Genomic DNA, 24452 nt, shown 5'->3' on the forward strand with positions numbered 1-24452 from the left:
ATGGGCCAGCTTGCAGTGGCTGGAGGCGGCGCCGCGCTCGGCGCGGCCCTCGGCTCCGTCGTCCCCGGCGTCGGCACGCTCCTCGGCGCCCAGGTCGGCTGGGCGCTCGGCGGTGTCGCCGGCGCGCTGCTCTTTCCGCAGCGCGGCCAGGACGCCCAGGGGCCGCGCCTCACCGACCTCACCGTCCAGACCTCCAGCTACGGCGTGCCGATCCCGGTCGCCACCGGGCGGGCGAAAATCGCCGGCAACGTCATCTGGATAACCGCGATCGAGGAGGTGTCCTCCACCCAGCGCCAGCGCGGCAAGGGCGGCAGCCGCGGCCCCTCCCAGACCACCTACAGCTATTTTCTTTCGTGGGCGGTGGGTCTCTGCGAGTGGCTCTCGCCCTCGCCCAACGCCCAGCTGCTGAAGATCTGGCTCGACGACAAGCTGGTCTTCGACGCCGAGGCCGCGACCGGCGTCGTCCAGGTGCCGGGCCTCACCTGGCGCTTCTATCCCGGCGACGAGGCGCAGCTGCCCGACCCGCTGATCGCCAGCATCGAGGGCGAGGACGCCCCCGCGCACCGCGGCCTGGCCTACGTCGTCTTCGAGCGGGTGCCGCTCGACCGCTTCGGCAACCGCATGCCGAACGTCACGGTCGAGCTCGCCGGCAGCGCGATCCGCAGCTTTCCGGAGCAGCCGGGCCAGCCGCCGGCCGTGCCGTTCTTCGAGAGCAACCCGAGCGACTTCTTCATGGGTGCGGGCTGGAGCAATCGGGTCGCGATCGATTACCGCCGCGGCCGCCTCTACGAGGGGCGCCAGCGCGCGGGCTCCGCCGGTGGCGGCGCCGACGAGATGATCCGCGTCTACGACCTCGTCACCATGCAGACCATCGGCGAGCACCGCATCGACCAGGTGCTCGGCCACTTCTTCCCCGAGGGCAGCGCGCCGAACCAGAGCAGCACCACCGCCGGCATCCTGCATGTCGGGGTGGACGGCTTTCTCTACATGACGGGCGGCCAGTCCATGCGCGTGCCACTCTGGAAGATCGATCCGGACACCATGCGCGGCGTCGCCTACTTCGGCCCCCTGCAGGGCTCGAACCCGGTCTTCGACGGCGACGACACCATCGCGCTCTTCGTGCCCATGCAGATCGCCAGCGTCGCCGTGCCACAGCCGGATGGCAGCACCCGCCCTCTGGTGATCGTGCAGGGCGGCCAGGCCGGCGCGGTGACCATCGACGCCAAGACCATGAGCTACGTCTGGGGCGGGCGGAACGCCACCTCCCCGCCCGCCATCCCCGGCCGGCACGGCATCATCCAGACCGACATCCTGGATGTGCAGCTCGTGCCGGGCGCCACCGGCACGGCCGGTGCGGACCTCTGGCATCTTCGCGGCACCGGCTGGAACACCGATCCGCGGATCGAGATGATCCGGCTGCGCTACAGCCCCGCGCTCGTCATCACCCGCACCGACTTCCCCGCGATCGACGTGCCTGCCGAGATCGACGCCGGCGGCGACCGGCCGCTGATCCACCACGCCTGGTGGGATGCGAGCGACGGCACGCTGGTCATCACCATCAGCAACGCCGGCAGCAGCGCCGGACCCTACAGCCGCTACTCCACCTTCAAGTATGCCCCCGGCTCTGGCGTGGTCTGGAAGCTCGTCGATCACGCGCCGGTCGGCCGCTTCGCCGGCGGGCCGGGACGCATGGAGCGGGTGCTCGGCAGCACCTGGGGCCTCGGCGGGGACCTGGTGCTGCAGACCGGCACCGGCCTCGCCACCTGGAACGCCAACGGCGCGGATTTCTCCAACCGCTTCTGGATTGACGAGCAGGGCGCGGTGATCGGCTTCTCGGGCACCTCGGACATCCCCACCAAGCGCTTTCTCACCCGCGCCACGGCCACCGACCTGACGCTCGGCGATGTCGTCCAGCAGCTCTGCACCAGGGCCGGGCTCGCGCCGGGCGACATCAACGTCGCGGGCCTCACCGACGGCCTGCGCGGCTATGTTCTCCCGCGGCCCATGTCTGCCCGCGACGCCATCACCCCGCTCGCCGGCGCCTTCCAGTTCGACGCAGTGGAGCAGGATGATGTGCTCGTGTTCCGCAAGCGCGCCGGCGGCGTGGTGGCGACCGTCCCCTATGCCGACCTGGTGCAGGAGAGGCCCGACACATCCGCACTGAGTGAGCAGCGGGCGCAGGACGCCGAACTGCCGCGCGAGCTGACCGTGCGCTTCCTCGACGTGGACCGGGCAGGAGAACCCAACGCGCAGTCCTGGCGGCGGCCGGTCAGCCCGACGCCGACCGTCGCCGCCACGGCAACCAGCACGCTCGACCTGCCGATCCCGCTCACCGGCGGCGAGGCCAAGGCGATCGCGCGGCGGCTGATCACCGCCACTTGGCGCGAGCGCACCCGGCTCAGCTTTGCCGTCGGCCCGCGCCACGCCAGGCTGGTGCCGACCGATCCGGTCACGCTCGGTCTGGCGGACGGTGCGACGCTCCGCTGTCGCGTGCTCTCGACGCAGCTGGGCGCGAACTGGACGACGCGGATCGAGGCGGTGACGGAAGATGCCGCGGCCTATGCACTCACCGCGCCGGCCGACGGGGGCTCCGGCTGGGTGCCGCCGACGCTGCCGCTGCCCTACGCCGTCCGCCTGCTGTTGCCCGACCTGCCGCTGCTCCTCGACGCCGACGACCTCGGCGGCGGAGGGCTGCGGGAATACGCACTGATCGGCGGCTATCGCGGCCAGGCCTTTCGCGGCGCCACCCTGTTCCGCAGTCCCGACCTGCTGGCCTGGGAGGAACTCGGCGCTGTCACGCGCTCGGCGACCTGGGGCGTGGTCACCGCCATGCCGGCGGCGCCGCGCAGCCCCTGGATCTGGGACGAGGCCGGCGCGCTTGAGGTCCAGCTGGAGAGCGGCGCGCTGGAGGGCGCCTCGGCGTTGGAGGTGCTGAACGGCGAGAACACCGCGGCGCTGATCGGCGTCGACGGCATGGCCGAACTGATCCAGTTCCGCGACGCCGCCGATCTCGGTGGCGGGCGCCACCGGCTCACCACCCTGCTGCGCGGCCGGCGCGGCACCGAGGACCTGATCGCCGCCCGCGGCGTCGGTGATGTCTTCGTGCTGCTTGACGACGCGCTGCGCTTCCAGGCAGCGACCTCCGAGATCGCTGCCACGCGCCATCACCGCGCGCCGTCGATCTACGAGACGGTCGAGACCGCGGCAGCCACGGTGACGAAGTCCATCCGCGGCCGGGCGGAGCGGCCCTACGCGCCGGCGCATCTCGCCGGCAGCCGCGACGAGGACGGCAACCTGAGCATCACCTGGATCCGCCGCACCCGCATTAACGGCGGCTGGGCGGACGGCACCGGCGAGGTGCCGCTCAGCGAGGCGGCCGAAGCCTACGAGGCGGAGATCCTCGACGGCGAGACAGTGGTGCGCACCCTCAGCGGGCTCTCCGCACCAGCGGCCACCTACACCGCCGCCGACCAGATCGCCGACTTCGGCGCGCCCCAGGCCAGCATCACCGTCCGCGTCTTTCAGCTCAGCGCCAACGTCGGCCGCGGCATCGCAGCAAGGGCCAACCTATGACCACCCCCAACCTCGCCATCCCGCTCATCGTCGCGAGCCAGAGCCAGAAGGAGGTCACCGCCAACGCGGCCTTCACCGCGCTCGATCGGGCGATCACCGCCACCTTCGTCGCCGATCTCGCTGCCGGCAACGTGACGCTGACAGCGGCGCAGTACCGCGAGGCGCTGGGCGTGCGCGTTATCAACGCCACCGTCGCGGGCCGTACCGTCACCCTGCCGCTGGTCGAGCGCTACGCCGTTATAAGCGTGGACGCCACCACTTCGACCGAGGATGTCATCGTCCAGAGCGGCACGACGACGGTCATCGTCGCCGCCGGCAGCGCCACGCTGATCCGCACCGATGGCACGGCGGACGGCCTGGCGGTGATCCTGCAGGGTGGAGACGGCGCGGCCGGCGCCGAAAACTTCCTCGCGCTCACCGACACGCCGGACAGCTACGCCGGCCAGGCGCTCCGCCTGCTGCGCGTGAACGGCGACGAGGACGGGCTCGAGTTCTTCGAGTTTACCGGCTCCGGCGCCGAGACCTTCCTCGATCTCACCGACACGCCGAGCACCTACGCCGGCCAGGCCGGGCGCGCCGTCGTGGTGAACGCGGGCGCCACCGGCCTCGCCTTCGGGATCCCGACAACGCCCATCGTGACGCACACCGACAGTACCCTTGCACCGGCCCTCGGGCAGGCTGGCCACTGGTTCCGCTGCACCAACGCCTGCACCATCACGCTCCCCTCCGACGCCACCGCCGCCTTTTCGCTTGGCACGTCGCTGACCTTCTCGCAGGCCTCGACGGGCGCTCTGATCTTTGCCGCCGGTTCCGGCGCGACCGTCAATGTCGCGCCGACGCACCTCGCCAGCACCGCCGTCCAGCACGCCGTCGTCCAGGCGACGAAGCTCACGGCCAACACCTGGGTGCTGTTCGGAAATCTGGAGCTCGCCTGATGATCTCGCCCGGCGCTGTCGCCGCCATGCAGCAGTTTCAGCTCGGCGAGCTCTGGCTCTACGGCAACTACACATCCTCGCAGGCGCTCTCCTCCTCCCGCGTGGTGTGGAACGCCGAGGCCGTGGACACGCTGAACGCCTTCAGCCCGACCAGCAGCATCGTGACCGTTCCCGCCGCCGTCGGCTCCGCACGCGTCTGGGCGCGCGTGCGGCATGACGGACAGGGCGGCTCCGCGGCAGGTACGGTGTTCGCGCGCATCCAGCGCAGCACGAATGCCGGCTCGACCTGGGACACGATCGCGGAGGGAACGGCCTCCCACCCTGGCGGCACACCGGATCAGACGATCGACGTGCCAGAGGCGAACATCGCTATCTCGCCTGGCCACCAGTTCCGCGTCACCTGCGGGCCGAGCGGGACCTTCGGGCTGGTGTCCTACGGCAGTGACCCGGGCCGGACGTTCCTGCGGTTCGAGTGGGGGGCGTGAGTGGTGGGCGTGACCGAGCCGATGGCCGCGTACATCGGCCGCCACGCGCTGGCAGGGCCGCTGGTCCATGCCGACGACACGCCGATGCCGATGCTCTCCCCCGGCCGCGGCCGGACGCAGGCGGCACGGTTCTGGGCCTATCTGCGAGATGACCGACCATTCGGCGGGCGCGATCCGCCCGCGGTGTTCTGCGAGTTCACGCCGGACCGGAAGGGCGAGCATCCGCAGCGGCGGCTGCGCGACTTCCGGGGCATCCTGCAGGCCGACGCCTACGCCTGGTTCAACGCCCTCTACGAGAGCGGCAGGATCATCGAGGCGGCGTACTGGACGCATGCGCGGCGGTACTTCCACGACGAGCTGCTGGCCAATGGCAGCCCGCTGGCGCGCGAGGCGATCGAGCGCATGCAGCCGCTGTTCGCCATCAGGCGGAGATCCACGGTCAGCCGCCGGAATACCGCCTCGGAGCCCGCCAGGCCCGCTCGGCACCGGTGATGGCCGATCTGCGCGCCTGGCTGGAGGCGACGCTGCGGCGGATCTCCGGCAAGTCGGACCTGGCCAAGGCGATCCGCTACGCCCTGGCGCAGTGGGGCGCGCTGACGACGGTGCTGCGCGACGGCCGCGCCTGCCTGCACAACAACGCCGCCGAGCGGCGGATGCGCCCGCTGGCACTGGGGCGGAAGAACTACCCGTTCGCCGGAGCACCCGAGGGCGGCAGGCGCGCGGCGATCATCTACACCCTGGTCGGCACCGCGGAGATGAATGGTTGGGCTCGCAGCCTACCTGTGCGCGCTGCTCGACCGGATCGCTGATCACCCGATCAACCGCATCGGCGATCTCGCGCCCTGGAACCTGCGGCCCGACGCAGCCTGAGCCGCGTCAAGCCACCGACACCGTAGCCGGCAGTGCACGCTTAACGGCATCGCGGGGGCGGTGAGCTTGCGGGGGTGATCAAGGAGGATGGCGAAGACGGTCGACGCGACCAGGATCGGACCAGCCCGTTTCGACCACCGCTCGTGAAAGAGCTCACGTTTGTTTGGGACCCGAGCCGCGGAACCCATCGAGGCCAGCCGCCGCAGGGCGGCAATCAAAGTCCGGAGACATGACCGCACGCGCGCCGCCCAAGCCAGCCGAAAAGATCATGCTTGCAGGGCGGGGACCGTCCAGACATGGTCGAACAACAGCGTGCGCGTGATCGCGCGGAACGTCAGCGCCTCGATGGTGGATCTCGCGGCGACGCCGTTGGCGGTGCAGGTGACGAAGCGGCGTGCAGTCTGATGATGGAACGACGTTCGAGACCGCTCGCCTTCACGGGGGACGTGATCTCTGCTTCCGCTAGAGTTTCGCGTCTTCCTCCTCCTCGATGTCCTCGCGTGGTATGCCGAGCGTCATCAAGTGCGCCTGCCAATCCGTCCTTACGTCAAAGCTGGGGCAGGCCTTGGCAGCGAATTCGTTGTGACCGTGCACGGTAGCGCCAGGAAAGCGTCGTAGGAGTTCCGCGGTAAGACCATAGAGCGCCTTCTTCTGCTCAGGTTCACGGGTGTCCTTGGCCTTCCCCTTCTTATCGGTCCCGCCGACATAGCAGATACCGATGGAGTTCGCGTTCCGTCCCTGGACATGCGCGCCAACTCGGATAAGTGGACGTCCCGTGCGCACCGAACCATCGAGCTCAATGACATAATGATATCCAATGTCAGACCAGCCGCGGTCATTCATGTGCCATCCGCGGATCTCATCGATCTTTACATCGCGCCCCTCTGGCGTTGCAGCACAGTGCCAGATGATCTGATCGATCTTTCGCATCTTCGTCCCCTAAGCAGCCTTCTGTGCCCTACAATAACAACCACGCTTTCCGGAATCACCTCCGCCTCAGGGCTTCAGTTCATCACCGGCATTAGGAAAGCCACGAACCGCGACGTGACGCGGCCCTGCGCGTCCCGCTCCTCCATCGGATATGTCTGCCGCCGCACCGTGCGCGTCTGGTTGCCGCCGAGCAGCGTCACCTGCGTCGTCGTAAACGACGTCACGAAGCCCACATGCCCGTGCCCACTCTCCCACGCGTCATCCACCGTCGGCGGACTGCGCCGGATCACCCCAATCGCGCCCTTCACCGGCCCCGGCAGACGCAGGAACTGCCCCTTGCGATTCCAGAAGAAGGACCGAGCGCCCGGGTGATCGGTGCCGACATGCCCGCTTTGGATCAGGCACCAATTCACGAAGGCTGCGCACCAATCCGTCTCGTCGCCGTCGCCCGGCTCGAACCATGCCGCTGCCACGCGGAAATACTCGAGGATGCGCGGATTCTCTCCCGGATCTGGCCAGGCTGACCGATCGCGCTCCGGCAGCGCCGCCTCGCGCTCGGCCACGGCCATCCATTCCTGCGCTGCCGCCGCCGCACCCGACACGCCGCCGCCCGACATCACAACCGATGCCGGCGCATTCGGCCGCTCGGCCCCGGGCGTCCAGCCCTCCATGTCGCGGATCGCCCGCGCCACCCGCTTCAGCGCCGCCGCGCCAATGTCACGCAGCACGTGTTCTCGCCCGACGCCGCTGTGCTGGATCACAAAGGCGAGGTAGTGATCGGACTGATTCTCGGATGGCGGAGCATAACGGAAGATCGCGTCGCGCAGACTCAATGGAGCGTAAGAGGGCGTGCGCAGCAGCGCGACGATCGCCGCGAAACCGGTCTCCTCGTCGGGGAAGATCGCGAAGGCGCCATCATCGCCGATAGCCCCCGCATTCTCTGTAAAGCTACCCTTGCGGATATTGCCCGGATTGTTGTTACGCCATGACCGAGAGCCACCTTCGCGCAGTACCTCGCGCCCTTCGGCGTCGACGTAGATCACGATCTTAGGCAGCGTGCGCCGCGCCGCGACGAAGCGCCCTGGCACACCCGCTGGCGGCGGCTCCGGCCGATCCAGCGAGGGCACTGGCGGCTCGGGCGGGATGTCGGGGTTCACGGTCGCTGGCGGCGTGACCGGTCTTTGGCCCAGCAGCGCACGCAGTGCCGCCGCCCGCGCAGCGCATCGCGGCGTGTGCGCGGCGCCCACCGCGACCATGCCATCGTCCAACACCCGCAGCGCAAGCGCGTATTCCGTTGTGTCCGGCCCGGGGTCTAGCAGCATCCGCTGCTCTTGCGCGTTCAGCGGTTCAACAATGTGAATGAAGATCGCGCGGAAGGCTGCCATGTGCCCCGCGGCTTGCGCCGTCTCCCGATCGGCCTGCGCCGCCTCAATCGCGTCGCGGACTTCCTCGATCGCAGCCATCTCTCGCACCTCTCTGGTCAGTCGCCACCGGCAAGCGCGAGACGTGCCGCTTGCGCCGCGGCCGCAAGTTGCTCGCCCGCCAAAAGTAGTCCGTCGTAGCCGCCCGCACCGGGCGCGTCGCGCACCGCCACTGTTGCCACTGACAGCGCGCCAAGGGACGCGTCGAGCAGTACCACCCAGTTCGCGAGCAAGATCCGCAGCCGCCGAATCTCGTCCTCTTCGGCCACGGTTAACCGAGTGCGATTTGGGTCCGCGTTAGCGGCGCCCGCGATGTTCCCGCGCAGCAATTCGAAGACGCGCGGCGTGCTGTCCCGCGCCTCCGCGATTGCGCGGCTAATGTAGGGCTCATGATCCAGTAGGCGCTGGCGAAACTGTCGCCTTGTCTCGAACGCCACGATCTGCGTCGCTAGGGGCGCGAGCCCCTTCAGTGCCTCGTTCACGCCCTGTGTCGCCACGGCTGTGGCCGCGAGGCCGGAGGTCGGGCCTGCGCCCGCGATTAGCGTGGCTTCCGCCGCCGCCATCGCGCCAAGCGCCGCAAGCCGATTGATGCGTCCGACGATCGCCGCTGCCTCTTGGCCCGACGCAAGCCCGTAGAGCGCCTCATTGTAGTTGCGCACGCTGCGCAGCAGCCGTCGGTAGGCTGCTGTCGCCGGTGGATCGGTGGCCGGCACCAGGTAGGCCGCGTCGACCACCGCAAAGCCGCTGCGCCGCGCGTTGAACGGGAAGGCGCGGCTATGGATGCCGCGCTCGGCTACCGCTAGCCTGTCAAGGATGTCCTCGCCGATGTCGGCTGAACGCGACCAAGCGTCACGGTAGCTCGAGAACTCTGCGACGCCGCTATATGTCGAGCAACCAAGCTGTAGCAGCAATGCGCAGCCCAGCAGTAGCACGCGCAGGCTGTAAACATTGCTCCGCATGCAGCCAACACTCCCGTTCGATGGTGCAGTTTGGCAACAGACGAGGTCAGACTATCTGCACCCGCACCACGATCGCAACGTTCCTGGCGCTTGGGACAAACGGAGAACGGATCCAACTTTTGAGCCCTTTGGGCAGATGGGCGATTGGACACCTCGAAAGACCCCTGGTGCTGACGGCTGCGGGCTGACTCGCTGCTGCTGGTGACGGCGGGAGCGACGGATGGCAGGACAGCCCGGGTTGTCCGACGCGGAGGAGCGGCTGCGGTGGCTGTCGGCCTCGGGCGATCCGCTGGAGCGGCTGCGCGCGGCGGTGGACATCGAGGCATTCCGCGCGGAGCTGGAGGCGGCGCTGCCGCGAGCCGACCGCAGCCGTGGCGGGCGGCCACCTGGGACGCGGTGCTGATGTTCCGCGTCCTGGTGCTGCAGGCGCTCTACACGCTTTCGGATGATCAGGCCGAGTATCAGCTGCGCGACTGGCTCAGCTTCATGCGCTTCGCCGGCTTGGCGCTGCAGGACGCGGTGCCGGACGCCAAGACGATCTGGCTCTACCGCGAGCAGCTGACGCCCGCCGGCGCCCTGGCGAGGCTGTTCGCATGCTTTGATGCGATGCGCTCGCCGAGCGCGGCTTCCTTGCTATGGGCGGGCAGATCGTGGACGCGACCGTCGTCGAGGCCCGGCGGCCCCGGCTGACGAAGGACGAGAAGCAGACCCTGCGCGACGGCGGCACGCCGGAGGGCTGGTCAAAGGCGCGCACGCGGCAGATCGACCGCGAGGGCCGCTGGACGCTCAACCGCGGTCGCAAGGCCAGGCTGCCCGAGGGAGGCGCCCCGCGCCAGGCGGTGGCGGAGATCGCGGTGCCGGTCTTCGGCTACAAGAACCACCTCGGCATCGACCGCGCGCACGGCTTCATTCGCCGCTTCGCCGTCACCGACGCGGCGCGGCACGACGGCGGCCAGCTCGGTGCCGTGCTTGATCCGGTCAACACGGGCAGCGGCGTGTGGGCCGACACCGCCTACCGCAGCAAGGCGAACCTCGAGCTACTGGACTGGCGCGGCCTGCGGCCCGAGTTCCAGCGCGCCAAGCCGCGCGGGCGGCCAATGCCCGCCCACATCGCCTGCGGCAACGCGACCAGTGCGCGAGTGCGCGGCCTCGTCGAGCATGTCTTCGCTACCGAAAAGCGGCGCATGGGCCTCGTCATCCGCTGCATCGGCCTGGCGCGTGCCACCGCGCGGATCACGCTGGCCAACCTCGCCTACAACATGCGCCGCTTGGTCTGGGTTGAGGGGCAAGCTGTGCCCGCCTGACGGATCCAAGCGCCGGAAACGCCCATACCGCCTGCCATGCGGGGGCGGATCAGGGATCGGAAACGCCCGGTCCGTCCGCAATGGCACCATCAATGGCCCTTAGCAGCGCCCAATGACGAGGTTATTCGAGGTGTCCGCTTGACCGGTTTGATGGGGGCCACTCCACTTGCAGCGCTTCGATCGTTCCTCTTGCGTTCGCCATGCAATTTATGTTTCCGTTTAGTGTTTCCAATTCTCAGAATTGTGGAGCGTCGGGGTGGCTCGCCCCATACTGTCGGCCTCGGCAAAGGATACATAACCTGTGCGCTTTTGGTCATCTGGCGCCCCCCGGTAATCGCGTGGCTGCCTTGGGTTTTCAGACGCGCCGTCAGGAGCTGGAATCTTCGCGAAACATCTGGCCAGCGCATCAGGCCGCTCACTGCTCCCTGCACGCGCAGCGATGCATCGTGCTTGAGCCGCTGGGTAGCGTGCTGCGCACGAGTGTTGCGTAGATCTTTGCTAATTGGAGCGCGAACTGGCTGCAACGCAGCCGCCAGCGCTCCGGAACGCATGAGATTGGGAAGGACGCTGAGCAATGCCAGACGGGACCACGACGGTGACAAGGCGGCCGTATCGCAAGAGCGCGGAGCCTCGGCCTGACGGCGCATTCTCTTCTTACTTTCAGTTGGAACCGGATGCAGCTGGCGTCGAAACTAGGACTGATGAGCGAGCGCTGGTTAACCGGCTAAATAATGCAGTGGACCTGCGCCGCAGCCCAGAGGACACCGCCTACCATGTCGCGGCGAACCGGATCCTCGCTCAGTATTGCGAGACGCTTGACGCGATAGCAGACGATTTCCTGAATGGGGCACCCCTTGAGGAATGCCAACATGAGCTTGGGAGGGCAAAAGGCGTCAGCGACACGCGACGAGTGGCGCTTGACGAGCAACACAAGCGTAAGTTTCAGACGATAACGGATTCTGACAAGGACGAGAAGCCACCTGTCGATCTCAAGATCGATCTAGGGGATAGCCAGCTTTCGGACGCCGAGGCCCAACTCGCGGCTGAGGTCCGCAAGGCGGTGACAGTCGTGTCGATCGTTTTCCTCGATCGCACCAGCATGGAACAGCAGAGACGGCGGGGCGAATACATCACGGAGCTTTGCCGGATCGCGTCGAACGGCCTCCAATCGCCGGCCTCTGCACCCACAGGCCTCAAGGAACTACAGGCTTTCCGGGAAGCGTTCGTCGATCGCGAGGCCACCGCGGTGAAAAACAGGTATGTCCGCAACCTTGGCCTTAAGGTCGCCGGAGTCTGCGCAGCGCTGCTTTTCCTGTTTCTTTTGGCGGTCGCTGTTGAGGCTCGGCCGGGTTTGGGCCTCGCGACGTCGTTGTTGGGAGCTCCAGTCGCCAGCCGGTTCGGAGAGATGATTACACCACTGCCCAGTTTCCTGCTCTTGGGCGTAGGCGCTTGTATTGGGACGTGGCTGTCTTTCGCGCTCCGCCGGCCCAACCTGAGCTTCGAGCAGCTTTCCCTTCTTGAAGAGGATCGGCTGGCGCCACTGCCGCGCATTCTCTTTGTCGCCGGCCTTACGTTTGTCGTCGGCATGCTGCTGTATTCCAACCTAATAAGCATCACGATCGGCGAAGTCGCGGTGGACGTCGGCGATGCCGACGCACGCCTGCCCGTCGCGCTTGCGCTTGGGCTTCTCTGCGGCATTGCGGAGCGTGCTCTCGCGGGTGTGGTCCGCAGCCGCGCTGAGGAAATTGTCGGCCGGGGGGCAGGGGAGGTCACGCCGCGGGAGATCGGCGGTGCGCCACGCTCCGCCGAGCCGATCGCCGCCCGCGAGGCGGAGGCACGGCAATGAAGCTGTCATTCCGCGCAGGCATCGGAGCGCTCCTCATCCTCGGGGCATCGGGTCCTGCGCCGGGTCATGCGCAGTCGCGCTGCCAGATAACACTAGAGAACCGATCGAACAGAGATCTGGAGATACGCGTGCTTGATGCACATCGCCCGTTGCACCAAGCAAGGAGCCTGCACAGGCAGGAGGTCGCTCTCTCGCTCGGTAATGGCTGGAGTGATGCGCTGCAACTCGACGCAATGCATCCGTGCGCTGGACAGGTTATTTACCATGTCACGGTCAAGGATAATATGGGGCGCACTGTTGCGGTATTTCGCTGGCTTGAGCCGCTTCCTACAAGCGTCGCAGGCTGGTCAAGCCGGCGGCGGATCTTTAGGCAGACGGACCTGACTTCCGACCGCCGCGTAGCACCCTAAAGTTCGCCTGCGTGTCTCGCTCGGATCTACAGGCGTGCTGCGGCGGCAGCGCGGGTGCACGAGGCGGAGCGGCTGATGGCGAGCCCCTCGCACCGTCCAATTGCTGCAAGGCGGTAGATGGAAGCCGCCTGCGATAGAGACGGTTCGAATCCGGTCGCACTCCCTCCGCCAGTTCCAACTCGCGTCACGTTCTCCGGTTCTTCGACCGTCGCTCCGAGTGGCAGGTTTCCTGGGGTTTTCAGGGCGGACCTGATGACCGGCCCGTCGCGGCGACTGGCGGAAATCGCTCTCCAGAGGCCAGTTCTCTCCGGACCTCCTGACCTAGCCGATCAAGTACGCTTCGGAAAAATCTAGTTCAAGGGCCGATTTCAGCGCCGTCAGAACCTTCACTGGTTCGCACACCACTTGCCCGAATTCCGTACTTCGTGCGCGAACGCTTCAGTACGGCTGCGCTGCCGACAAAAGAGGACCCGAACCATAGACAGGCGTCCGTCGATGCGTGCGGCCGATTTTTGGCGCCCCCGCCATTCCACTCTGCCGGATGACTTCCAGGTGGCTCACGGTATCATTACCGAATGAATCGAGCCCCTGAATGCCAAAAATCTACGATAACATAGCCGAAACGCTGCTTTCCGACCTCGACACAGCGCTGGGGCTATCGACGCACGCAGACTTCTGTGTCGGCTACTTCAATCTGCGCGGGTGGCGGCACCTGGATGGGCGGATTGCCAGCTGGCCCGGGGGCCCAGGCGGTCAGTGCCGCCTCCTTGTCGGCATGCATCCGAGTCCGCGCGAGGAACTGCACGCCGCCTTTCACGCCCATCAGGGTGCCGGGATGGACAACGCGTTGGCGATCCGCCTGAAGCGTCGCCTCGCCGTGGAGTTCCACGAGCAGCTTACTCTTGGCGTCCCGACCAACGAAGACGAAGCCGGTCTGCAAAGGCTGCTCGCTCAGCTGCGTGCCGGCCAGCTCGTGGTGAAGCTTTTCCTCCGTCACCCGCTGCACGCCAAGCTCTACCTCGCATTCCGGCCGGATCCGATCAACCCGATCACCGGCTTCCTGGGGTCGAGCAACCTGACCTTCAGCGGTCTGCTCGGCCAAGGCGAACTGAACATCGACGTCTTGGACCGGAAGGCAGCAGCCGAACTCGCGGACTGGTTCGAGGCGCGCTGGACGGACCGCTGGTGCCTCGACATCACGGCGGATCTGATTGCGATCCTCGAACAGAGCTGGGCCCGGGAACAGGCGATCCCACCCCACCACATCTACCTCAAGATGGCGTATCACCTGTCGCAGGAGGCGCGAGAGGGCCTGGCGGAGTTCCGCCTTCCCCGCCAGTTCCGCGGCAAGTTGTTCGCCTTCCAGGAGCAAGCCGTGCGTATCGCCGCACGGCACCTCTCGCGACGCGGTGGCGTGCTGCTTGGCGACGTTGTCGGCCTCGGCAAGACGCTGATGGCTACGGCGCTCGTCAAGACCTTCGAGGGGATGGAGGACCTTGAGACCCTCATCCTCTGCCCGCTGAACCTTGAACCCATGTGGCGGGACTACCAGGACCGCTACGGCATCCGCGGCAAGGTGCTCTCCACGAGCCGCGTTGCCTCCGAGCTGCCCGACCTGCGTCGCTACCGGCTCGTCGTCCTCGACGAGAGCCACAACTTCCGCAACCGCGAGGGTAAGACCTGGCGCTTGGTGCGGGACTACATCGAGCGCAACGACAGCCGCTGCATCCTTCTGTCCGCGACACCCTACAACAAGAGCTATGCGGACCTCGCCGGCCAGCTCGGGCTCTTCCTCGATGGTGACGCCGACCTTGGTCTGCGGCCCGAGCAATTGCTGCGTCAGATTGGCGGCGAGTTGGCCTTCACGGCCATCCACAACGTACCCGTCCGCTCGCTCTCCGCCTTCGCGCTCTCGCCATACCCCGACGACTGGCGGGACTTGATGAGCCGCTACCTCGTCCGAAGGACTCGAAGCTTCATCATGAAGCACCACGCGGAGACGGACGACGCGACAGGCCGCCCTTTCCTCCGCTACCCTGACGGCCGAAAGGCATTGTTCCCGAAGCGCACGCCCCGTACGGCGGCCTTCGCCGTCGACAGGAACGACCCGAACGACACCTACGCGCGGCTGTACTCCGGCGACGTCGTCGGTCGGATCAGCAGTCTGCGCCTGCCACGGTACGGCCTTGGCAATTATCTGGCCGCAACCCCAGCCGCGCCACCGACCCAGGCCGAGGCACGCGTCATCCGCGACCTCAGTCGCGCGGGCAAGCGCCTCATGGGCTTCTGCAGGACGAACCTCTTCAAGCGGCTGGAGAGCTCGGGAGAGGCGTTCATCCTGTCCCTGCGCCGGCACGTGCTGCGGAATGCCCTCTTCATCCACGCGCTGGAAAACGGTCTTCCTTTGCCCGTCGGCGGTGTCGACCCGGCAGAGTTGGACACCCGCTTCACTGACGGCGATGACCCCGGCCAGCGGGGACTGCTGGGCGATGAGGAGACCTACGAGGAAGATCTGTCCGCACGCGCCGCCGATGCCTATGCCCGCCTTCAGGGCCAGCGCGTCCGATGGGTAGCCGCGCATATCTTTCTGGCGCAGGACCTGCTCCGCGACCTGCGCGCCGACAATGCGGTGCTGGAGTCCATCCTGGCCGATGCCGGCCCCTGGCGTCGCGAGGCGGATGCCAAGCTGACTGCCTTGGTCGACCTGCTGAAGGGACGGCATCGTAGCGACAAGGTGCTGATCTTCACGCAGTTCGCGGACACGGCGCGCTACCTGGGTGCGGCGCTGGAGGCGGCGGGCGTCACGGCCTGCGCTGTCGCCGTCGGCGGCGGAGCGAACCCCGCGCAGCTGGCCTGGCGCTTCAGCCCGGTATCGAACGAACGCCAGGGCTTCGCCGCGCGCGAGGGCGAGCTTCGCGTCCTGGTCGCGACCGACGTGCTGAGCGAGGGCCAGAACCTTCAGGACGCCCATGTCGTGGTGAACTACGACCTGCCCTGGGCCATCATCCGTCTCATCCAGCGCGTCGGCCGCGTGGACCGTATCGGCCAGACCTCCGACGAGATCCTCGCCTACTCCTTCCTGCCAGCCGATGGCCTGGACCAGATCATCGCGCTGCGCGGCCGCCTCACGGCACGCCTGCGGGAGAACGCGGAGGTCGTGGGCACCGACGAAACCTTCTTCGAGGGCGAGATGCCGCCCCCCACGCTGAACGACCTCTACACGGAGAAGGCGGGCGTTCTGGACGACGAGGACGGCGCCGGCGAGGTGGACCTTGCCTCCTACTGCCATCAGATCTGGATGGAGGCCGACGCAGCTGACCGTGCGGCCGTGGAACGGCTGCCCGACGTCGCCTATGCCGCGAAGGCGGCCACGGGCGAGGCGGGAGCGCTGGTCTTCGTGCGCACCGCCGACGGCTCCAGCGCGCTCAGCCGCTGGAGCGCTGCGGGAGAGGTGCTGACCGAAAGCCCGCTCGCGATCCTGAAGGCCGCCGAGTGCCCAGCGGATGAACCCGCGTTGCCGCGGGCGGCGAACCATCACGACCTGGTCCGCCTCGCCGTCGAAGCGGCGGAGCGCGACGCCACCACGGGCGGCAGGCTTGGCGGACCGCGCAGCATCGCCCGTCGCAGCTATGAGCGTCTGCGCCGCCACCTCGATACGCTGCGCGCAGCCGCACGATCTCCTCGCGCCGTCGGAGGGCGAAATCCAGGCCGTCCAGGCTGTCATGAACGACCTCTTCGCGCGCACCCTGCGTACGGCGGCGCGCAACGAGCTCGGCGCCGCGCTGCGGGATCGGTCGGACCCGGACTTCGCCGCGCTCGCGATCGCGCTGCGCGACGAGGGCCGCCTCTGCCTCGACGAGGACGAAGCCGACACGGCCGAGGCGGGGCCGGTCATCCTCTGCTCGCTCGGCCTGGTGCAGGAGTAGGATCCGGATGCCCCGCCTTTCCAGCCAGGTGTTGCGCAACAGGCTTCAAGGCCGCCAGTTCACCGAGCTCTTCGTGGAGGAGCTTGGCTGGGACCGCCTCCGGAACGCGCCGGACGTTGTCCTCGACGTCCGCGGCACGACCGAGCGCCTGAGGCCCGTCGCGCAGAAGCGGAGCGTGCCGCTCTATCTCCACCGCGCCTCTCCCTTGCCAGACCGCACGCGGCGACGCGCGATCGAGGCGGCGCTCGCGCGCCAGCAGCGCGAGCATCTCGTCGTCTTCGCCGACGACGCCACGGGCGCGCAGGTCTGGCAGTGGGTGAAGCGCGAACCCGGACGACCGGACCGCCTGCGCGAACACGCATGGCGGCCCGGCGATGACGCGGAGGGACTGCGACAGAAGCTCGATGCGCTGCAGTTCACCCTGGAAGAGGAAGACGCCGGCCGCATCGGCCCCACCGATGTGACCGACCGGCTGCGGCGCGCCTTCGACGCCGACGAAGTCACCAAGCGGTTCTACGATGCGTTCAAGGCCCAGCACGACGCGCTCATGGCCTTCCTGCGCGGCCTGCCGGACGACGGCACGCGAAGCTGGTACGCCTCGGTCACGCTGAACCGGCTGATGTTCATCTACTTCATCCAGAAGAAGGGCTTTCTCGGGGGAGACCTGGACTACCTCAATCGCCAGTTGGCCCGCAGCCGTCAGGATCGCGGGCGGGACTGTTTTTTCGCCGAGGTGCTCTGCCCCCTGTTCTTCCGCGGCTTCGCCCTGCCGGAGGCCCAGCGCACCCCGGCCGACCGGGCGCTGCTCGGCACCGTGCCCTACCTCAATGGCGGGCTGTTCCAGGAACACCAGATCGAGCGCGAGCACGGAGAGCGCATCGCGCTGCCCGACAAGGCCTTCGCGGATCTGTTCGCCTTCTTCGACGGCTGGCGCTGGCACCCGATGAGCGGCGCACCGGCGAGGCGCAGGACGCCCCGGCGACGGGGCGCGAGATCAACCCCGACGTACTCGGCTACATCTTCGAGAAATACGTCAACCAGAAGCAGATGGGCGCCTACTACACGAAGGAGGACGTCACCGAATACATCTGCGCGAACACCATCCTGCCGCGCCTGCTGGACAAGGTCGCGGCCGAGGTGCGGCCGGCCTTCGCCGGTCCCGACAGCCTGTGGCGCCTGCTGCGCCAGGACCCCGATCGCTACATCTGGCCCTCGATCCGCCATGGCGACGGCCTGCCCTTGCCGGAGGAGGTGGCGGTGAGCGTTGCGGATGCGTCACGCCGCGAGGTGTGGGCGCAGCCGGCCACGCGCGACCTCGGCCTGCCGACCGAGACCTGGCGCGAGGTGATCCATCGGCGCGCGCGTCTCGAAGCGTTGCGCGCGCAGCTGCGGGACAGCGGGATCACCAGCCCGGACGCGATGGTGACCGCGAATCTCGACCTCACGCGCTTCGTGGCGGATGCGATCGCCGAAGCCTCCGAGGATGGGATCAAGGCATGGTGGGGGGCGCTGAAGGGCCTCACCGTTCTCGACCCCGCCTGCGGGTCCGGCGCCTTCCTGTTCGCCGCGCTGAATCTACTGGAGCCTCTATACACGGCTGTGTTCGAGGCGATGCAGACGACGGCGGCTGATGCGAGCCGTGCGGCCGAGGCGGCCGGGCGCCCCTTCGACACGAGGCGCTACGCGCCCTTCACCAGGGTGCTGGACGAGGCCAGGCAGCACCCGAATGCCGCATACTTCGTGCTCCGGCAAATTGCGCTGCACAACCTGTTCGGCGTGGACCTGATGGAAGAGGCGGCGGAGATCTGCAAGCTGCGGATGTTCCTGAAGCTCGTCGCGCAGCTTGACGACCCACGCCACATCGAGCCGTTGCCCGACCTCGACTTCAACATCCGCAGCGGCAATAGCCTGGTCGGTTTCGTCTCGGAGGCGGCGCTGGACGCGCCGGCCCAGGGCGCGCTCGACCTGACCGGCGCAGCGGAGCGTATCAAGGAAGGGGCGGCGACTGCCGCCAGGGCTTATGTGCGGTTCCGCGAGATGCAGGAAGTCGCGTCGCTAGATGCACGTGAGCTCGCCGAGGCGAAGGACGAATTGCGGACGCGGCTGGACCGCGTCGCGGCAGAGGCGGATGAGCTGCTGGCGTGGCAGTACGGCGTGCGGAGAGATGAGGCACGACTCGCCGACTGGAAGGAGTCGCACCGGCCTTTCCACTGGGCGACGGAGTTCTACGATGCAATGCATGGTGGCGGCTTCGATGTTGTAGTCGGGAACCCGCCGTTCCTCGAAGCCTCGGAGGTGGATTACTCCCTCACCGGTTTTCGGACCGCTGCCAGCCGGGCCGTTCATGGAGCCTTCGTCGAGCGGTTCTGCTCTCTCGCCGCGAGCCCCGCCGCCGTCGGCCTCGTGCTACCGATGTCGGTCGTGTCCACGCAACGCATGCAAGTCGTCCAGCAGGTTCTCGAAGCCGGCGGCATAGCCGTCTATGCGAATTTTTCCTGGCGGCCGGCGACCCTCTTCGAGGGAGTGAACCGGGCCATCACGATCGCCCTTCGCACGCCCTCCAGATCGGAAAAGACCTACGCGACCGGTTACCTGCGCTGGACCGCCGACAGCCGCAGCCAACTGTTCAGCCGCATAGTCGCTATGGAAGTTCCGAGAAACCGGCAGACGTGGGCGGTTCCCAAGCTTTCGCACCCGATCGAACACCAGATCATCGACGCCCTCAGCCAGCGAGGGCGCCATCTTCGGCTGCTGCTCGGAGGCAGGAGATGGCCCATCTACTACAAATCAACTGGCGGCCTTTACTGGAAAATATTCACAGATTTTGCACCACAGTTTTCGGTGAACGGCGTGGCTTCGACATCATCGCGTCAGAAGGCCATTTTTGTTGCCGACAGGACGCATAGGTCGTCAATAACTGCTGCCCTAAACTCGACCCTGTTCTGGTGGTGGTACACGATCCATTCTAACCTTCGCGATCTCAATCCGTCCGACATCCACGATTTCCGCCTGCCGCGGGGTGCAGAAACGGACGAGGCGTTGTCGCGCCTCGGCGTCGAGCTGATGGCCAGCTTCAAGGCCAACTCACGCATGATGACCCGTCAGCAGAGGACCACTGGCGAGACGCGCGTCCAGAGCTTCCGCGCGAAACTGTCCAAGCCCCTCATCGACACCATTGATCGACGTCTAATTGCCCTCCTCGATTTGCCGGCCAACTGCGCGGAGTTCGTGACCTCCTACGACGCCGCTTGGCGCATGTCGGTGTTCGCGGCAGAGGAAGGGTCGGACGAAGATTGAGCAATCTCGCGGCGCCAAGTTACCTTGCCCTCCTCGTCTCCCGCCGTGCCTCGCCGCTCTCCGTCGTCATCGCCTACGACCTCGCCTGTGCCCTGCGCGACGCAGGTGTTCCCGTTGCCGGCGGCTTCGACGCGCCGGTGGAGCGCGACTGCCTCGACCTGCTGCTGCGCGGGCGGCAACCCCTGCTTGTCATGCTCGCCCGCCGTCGCGCCCGCTTCCGCCCGCCGCCCGCCTGGACGGCGGCGCTCCGCGACGGCCGCCTCCGCTTGGAAAGCCCCTTCGAGGCGGAGGAGCGGGGCTCGCCGCTGGCAAATGCGAAGCGCCGCAACGAAGCCCTGGCGGATCGCTGCGCCGGGCTTCTCGTCGTTCACGCCCATCCCGGCGGCGGCGTCGAGCGGCTCGCCCTGTCCGTCCTGGCCGCAGGCGAAAAGCCGGTGTTCACCCCGGACATCCCGGCCAATCGCGCTCTTCTCGCCGCGGGCGCATGCCCCCTGCCGCGCGGCGCGCTGCCCGAGGGGCCGTGGCTGCCCGCGCCGGCTTGAGACCAGGCGCACCACCGCAGCACCGACCACCCTGCATCCACGGCGATGCCGCGCACCGTCCGGATCATCGCGGCCGCGCAGCCCGTCGCGGCCGAGGCGCGCTGGCCGCGAAGGCGTCCACGGTCGCCTCAGCGATGATGTCGAACAACGGCACGTCGGCCAGGGCGGTCCCGCGCGCGAGATCACGCGCGACCAGCGCAAAGGTCAGCCAGGCCTCGCCATGATCGGCTGTGCTGTCCTTCAGCGCCGCCGCCATCCAGGCGCAGCGTTCCGCCCAGAACAGCCGGCGGCCGGGCAGATGCCGGGTCAGCACCGCCTCGATCCGCTTGCGCCGCGAGGGGACCGGCCGCAGCAGCGCCTCGACCGCCTCGCCGGCTACGAACCAGGAGGCCACCGTCTCGAACTGTGCCGGCCAGTCCGCGGCGGCCACATGCGCCGCGGCCGTCGTCTCGGGTCCGGTTCGGTCCGGCGATAGGCCGGCCAGAAGCCGGTCCACCAGCGCCAGCGGCGACAGCGCGGCCGGCTGAAGGATGCCCAGCCCGAGCGCCTCGCTCACCTGCAGCAGGCCGAAGGGCGGAGGGGTTTGCCGGCCGACATTCATCGCCAGCGCGTCGGCGATCCGCATGGTGACGAAGCCGGCCGACACCTCCACGGCCTCTGCCCCGGCGATGATCTGCGCGACGACGCCATCGGCCTCGCGCTTCACCATGTCCTCCCGCAGCCAGGCGTCGGCGATGCCGACATCCGTCTTGATGAGCACGGAGGCCAGCGCGAAGCGGCGGCCGGTCTTCACCAGCGCGAACAGGCTCTGCGCCCCCGCCCCGTCGCAGAGCGAGGCGAGCCGCCGGACGACCTCGACGCGCGGTGCAGGCTCGGGAGGCGCCGCGTTGGCGCGCAGGGTGCGAATGGCGGTGTCCAGCTTCGCCTGGCGCATCGGCGCCAGCCAGGGACGAAGGCAGACGAGACGCTCGATCAGCCGGCTGGGCGCGGGGTGACGGCGCGCCTGCGCCACCAGTGTCTCCAGCACCGCGGCGCCGGGCGCGGGATCGGCGCCGAGCAGGAAGCCGAGTGCCGCGTCGCGCACCGCGGGGATGGTGGACGCGGCCAGTTCCGCCGCCATGGCCGCCCGCTGTTCGGAGGGAAACGCGGCGCCAGTGGCGGCGATCTCCGCGTGGATTGCGAAGGGATCGTGGCCGAGCGCTTCTGCGACTGGGGCGAGCTGGTCCGCGAGGTCGCCCGGCCTCGCCGGCATCATGCCAGGGGAGATCTCAGCATCCATGCCCGCGAGCGTGGCGGCCTTGAGAGCCGGGCCAGTTTCAAGCCCGGCCTGCACGAAGGCGCGCGCGATCAGCATCAGCACATTGGAGGGCAACTGGTTGGTGGTGAGCGCTGCCTCCACCGCCTGGCAGGCCTCCGCGAGCTGCGCACGGGCCGCCGAGTTCCCCCCATTGCCGGCGATACGCAGATCGGTGAGCGCCCCTTCGAGCAGGAAGCAGCAGGCTTCGACGGTGCGGGCTGTGGGCCGCTTCTTCGTTGCCTCGGCGACCAGGAGGGCCACGAGATCGGGCGTCGCCCCGGTCTGGGCCAGCATTGGGCCAGCGGCGAAGGCGCCACGGCTCGGCGCGCCGCGCGCCATGTCCTGACCGACCATCTTCGCCAGTTGCAGGATCGCGCCTCGCGGCGTCACGGTGCCGTCCTCGTCAAGTCAGCCGCAGCGTGCACTGCGAGCTCAGCGGCGCAGCGTAGCCGTCTGTCCTGCGCGTTGCCAGCGAAGGGGTGCAGAGGGGCGAGGATGGCGATGTGGATCAGGCCGCTGCTGATAGAGGTGCGTGCTTCTGCCGATCCTACTCTACCGGGGACGGCTCCATGAGCATCGGCAGCGTCACCCCGTCCTGCTGCCGTCCGTCGAGGACTTCCTCGACGCTGTCCGGCGCCACCGATTGCGGCAGTATAGGGTGTGCTGCGAGCCTCACCATGGGGCAGCTTCGCATCCAATCCGGGAGAGCCACGTTGGAAGGAAGCGAACTTAACGGTGCGTCGGCGCTTCCCAGGTCTCTGCTGGACGGAGTTGAGCGGCGATTGGCGGCGATGCTGAATGTCGCCAGCCTGCGACACCGCTCTTCGGGCCGAAGCGTCCCGTCGTTTGACGGCGAAGCACTGGTGGACTCGACGTATCGCCTCATAGCCGAGAACTACCGACGCGCTGGCTCGTCGGCCTACAAGGACCGGTCCCGCGAGAACTGGCGATGGCAAAGTCTGCAGCCGCAGATTTCTGCCGGGAATAGAAGCCCGGAAGTGATAGTTGAGCGAGCGATTGCCGCCGCTTGCTCCAGGCTCGGGCGAACCGACTGGGCCAATCAGGTGCCGGTCGCGTCGGGCCTCGTCGCCGGAACGCGCGACAATCGTCGGGCGATCGACCTCGTGCGCCGTCGCGGCGAGCGGCATTTCGAGTTCATCGAGCTCAAGATCGCCAGCGACACCCCGTTGTACGCCGCGGCTGAGGTCCTCGCTTATGGATGCCTCTGGCTGATTGCTCGAGAAGACAAGCCGGCTCGAAAGTGCACCTTGCTCGATGCAGAGAGGCTCGACCTGCGTGTGCTGGCGCCGATTGGCTACTATGCGGGGTATGCGCTTCGCTCGATCGAGGATGCGTTCGACGCCGGAGCAAGAGCACTGGGGAACAGGCACAAGACGGAGCTCTCCTTCGCGTTCGAGATTCTTGACCCGCGCATCTGCGCTGATGAAATTCCGCACGATCGAATCCTGCTTGACCTGCTCGATCACCCCGCTTCGGCAGTAGCGGTGACCCCAGAATGACGAGTCCGCCGCCGTTCCTGCCTGGCGTATCGGAAGCCTACGTGCGGGAGCGATTGAACCAGGCGGGTGGTGACGAACTGGGAAGCGGCAAGTTCTCCCATCCCGAAAGCTCCGCCGCGCTAGCCGCTAACGCCCTGGGCTGGTTCGTCGGTCACCCGACATTGCTGCCGCCTCTGCCGGACACCGAGGCTGCCGGGGCGGCAGAACGGATCGAACTCGAGTATTGCGCCAGGTTTCCATGGACGGGGGGAACCCACCCCTGGCTGGACGCCGCCATTATCACCGCCACCCATCTCATCGGCGTCGAGTCAAAGCGCTTCGAGCCATTTCGCGATGCTAAGAAATCGACCTTCTCGTCAGCGTACGACAGGCCGGTCTGGGGCGATCGGATGGGGCGATACGGCATCGTCCGGGTGGCACTTCAATCTCGCGCACTGCGCTATGTCCACCTGGATGGCGCACAACTCATCAAGCACGCCTACGGCCTGGTCACGGAAGGCAGGAGATTGCGGCGGCAACCCGTCCTTTTCTACCTTTACGCCGAACCTCGCATGCGGGGTGACTGCCCGATCAGCGAGGAAGATCACCAGCGGCACCGCCGCGAAATTGCCGACTTCGGCGCACGCGTCGCAGGCGATGAGGTCGCATTCGCCGCCTCAAGTTATCGCGCGTGGCTGTCCCGGGCCGGTGGCGATGCCCGCGCCCACGCCATGGCGCTGATCGCGCGCTTCAATCCCTGAGTTGCTGGCAGCAGCGCGCTGCGTTTCCCACTCCACCGCGAACGGCTCCATCAGCCCCGGCAGCGTCATCTCCTCCGGCTGCCGTCCATCCAGGATCGCCTCGACGATGTCCGGCGCCAGCAGCGTCAGCCGCAGCACGCGCGAGACGTAGGAGGAGTTGATGTTCTCGGTCGCTGCCAGGTCCTTGATCGTGGCGAACTGGCCGGATTCCAGCATCCGCCGCCAGCGGAAGGCGCGTGCGACCGCCTTGATGAGCGTGATATCCTGCCGACGCTCCAGCGGCAGCACGCCCGGCGTGACCATCGCCTTCCGCCCTCCCCGCGGCTTCACCCAAAGCGGGATACGCTCGGCGGCAGATCGTCAGGGCGGCAGCATCTCCACGCAGTGGCGCACGCAG

Annotated in this window: 15 protein-coding genes and 2 pseudogenes; 12 read left to right on the forward strand and 5 right to left on the reverse strand. The window is 67.7% G+C overall.

What is annotated here, in order from left to right; all coding sequences use genetic code 11:
• The 5 genes and pseudogenes from E4T13_RS15605 (at position 1) to E4T13_RS31005 (ending at position 5863) form a co-directional block, all read left to right on the forward strand.
• Entirely contained in the window at positions 1-3573 is a 3573-nt protein-coding gene (locus E4T13_RS15605; protein ID WP_137179222.1) for a phage tail protein, read from the forward strand.
• Positions 3570-4508, forward strand: a complete 939-nt coding sequence (locus E4T13_RS15610; RefSeq protein ID WP_137179223.1) for a hypothetical protein — start codon at positions 3570-3572, stop codon at positions 4506-4508. Before E4T13_RS15605 ends, E4T13_RS15610 begins: the two co-directional genes overlap by 4 nt.
• A complete protein-coding gene (locus E4T13_RS15615) occupies positions 4508-4993 on the forward strand; it encodes a hypothetical protein (RefSeq protein ID WP_137179224.1) in 486 nt (161 codons plus the stop codon). Before E4T13_RS15610 ends, E4T13_RS15615 begins: the two co-directional genes overlap by 1 nt.
• A 21-nt stretch (positions 4994-5014) precedes the next feature.
• Positions 5015-5802 (forward strand): annotated as a pseudogene (tnpC, locus tag E4T13_RS31000) (IS66 family transposase).
• Positions 5753-5863, forward strand: coding sequence for a transposase domain-containing protein (locus E4T13_RS31005; protein WP_368773293.1), 111 nt, complete (start codon positions 5753-5755; stop codon positions 5861-5863). The pseudogene tnpC and the gene E4T13_RS31005 overlap by 50 nt, the downstream one beginning before the upstream one ends.
• Before the next feature lie 462 nt (positions 5864-6325).
• Here the strand turns inward: E4T13_RS31005 and E4T13_RS15630 are convergent, their stop codons facing one another.
• The 3 genes from E4T13_RS15630 to E4T13_RS15640 all read right to left on the reverse strand — a co-directional run bounded on the left by E4T13_RS15630 (position 6326) and on the right by E4T13_RS15640 (position 9173).
• Positions 6326-6793 (reverse strand): N-acetylmuramoyl-L-alanine amidase, encoded by a 468-nt coding sequence (locus E4T13_RS15630; protein WP_137179227.1) that lies wholly within the window; start codon positions 6791-6793, stop codon positions 6326-6328.
• Between the two features lie 74 nt (positions 6794-6867).
• The gene (locus E4T13_RS15635; RefSeq protein WP_206030193.1) at positions 6868-8256 is read right to left on the reverse strand and encodes a CHAP domain-containing protein; all 1389 of its coding nucleotides are present in this window, start codon (positions 8254-8256) and stop codon (positions 6868-6870) included.
• 17 nt (positions 8257-8273) lie between these two features.
• Complete coding sequence (locus tag E4T13_RS15640) at positions 8274-9173, reverse strand: hypothetical protein (protein WP_137179228.1); 900 nt, start codon at positions 9171-9173, stop codon at positions 8274-8276.
• A 220-nt stretch (positions 9174-9393) separates the two neighbouring features.
• Between E4T13_RS15640 and E4T13_RS15645 the strand changes: the two are divergent.
• From E4T13_RS15645 to E4T13_RS15665, 5 genes and pseudogenes are all read left to right on the forward strand, one after another.
• Positions 9394-10477 (forward strand): annotated as a pseudogene (locus E4T13_RS15645) (IS5 family transposase).
• Positions 10478-11213: 736 nt separating this feature from the next.
• Entirely contained in the window at positions 11214-12323 is a 1110-nt protein-coding gene (locus E4T13_RS15650; RefSeq protein WP_137179229.1) for a hypothetical protein, read from the forward strand.
• A gap of 1002 nt (positions 12324-13325) precedes the next feature.
• Entirely contained in the window at positions 13326-16811 is a 3486-nt protein-coding gene (locus tag E4T13_RS15655; RefSeq protein ID WP_137179230.1) for a helicase-related protein, read from the forward strand.
• A gap of 895 nt (positions 16812-17706) precedes the next feature.
• Positions 17707-19956, forward strand: coding sequence for an Eco57I restriction-modification methylase domain-containing protein (locus E4T13_RS15660; protein WP_137179231.1), 2250 nt, complete (start codon positions 17707-17709; stop codon positions 19954-19956).
• Positions 19953-20498, forward strand: coding sequence for a hypothetical protein (locus E4T13_RS15665; RefSeq protein ID WP_137179232.1), 546 nt, complete (start codon positions 19953-19955; stop codon positions 20496-20498). The genes E4T13_RS15660 and E4T13_RS15665 overlap by 4 nt, the downstream gene beginning before the upstream one ends.
• Positions 20499-20562: 64 nt before the next feature.
• Here the strand turns inward: E4T13_RS15665 and E4T13_RS15670 are convergent, their stop codons facing one another.
• Positions 20563-22185, reverse strand: coding sequence for a hypothetical protein (locus E4T13_RS15670; protein WP_137179233.1), 1623 nt, complete (start codon positions 22183-22185; stop codon positions 20563-20565).
• A gap of 179 nt (positions 22186-22364) precedes the next feature.
• On the opposite strand from E4T13_RS15670, the gene E4T13_RS15675 reads away from it, so the two are divergent.
• Both E4T13_RS15675 and E4T13_RS15680 read left to right on the forward strand, forming a co-directional pair.
• The gene (locus E4T13_RS15675; RefSeq protein WP_137179234.1) at positions 22365-23315 is read left to right on the forward strand and encodes a hypothetical protein; all 951 of its coding nucleotides are present in this window, start codon (positions 22365-22367) and stop codon (positions 23313-23315) included.
• Complete coding sequence (locus E4T13_RS15680; RefSeq protein ID WP_137179235.1) at positions 23312-24055, forward strand: PGN_0703 family putative restriction endonuclease; 744 nt, start codon at positions 23312-23314, stop codon at positions 24053-24055. Before E4T13_RS15675 ends, E4T13_RS15680 begins: the two co-directional genes overlap by 4 nt.
• On the opposite strand, the gene E4T13_RS15685 is transcribed toward E4T13_RS15680, so the two are convergent.
• The gene (locus E4T13_RS15685) at positions 23972-24358 is read right to left on the reverse strand and encodes a hypothetical protein (RefSeq protein ID WP_240791152.1); all 387 of its coding nucleotides are present in this window, start codon (positions 24356-24358) and stop codon (positions 23972-23974) included. The genes E4T13_RS15680 and E4T13_RS15685 overlap by 84 nt on opposite strands.
• Positions 24359-24452: the final 94 nt, after the last annotated feature.

Source organism: Roseomonas sp. AR75, assembly GCF_005222815.1.
Classification (GTDB): Bacteria; Pseudomonadota; Alphaproteobacteria; order Acetobacterales; family Acetobacteraceae; genus Falsiroseomonas.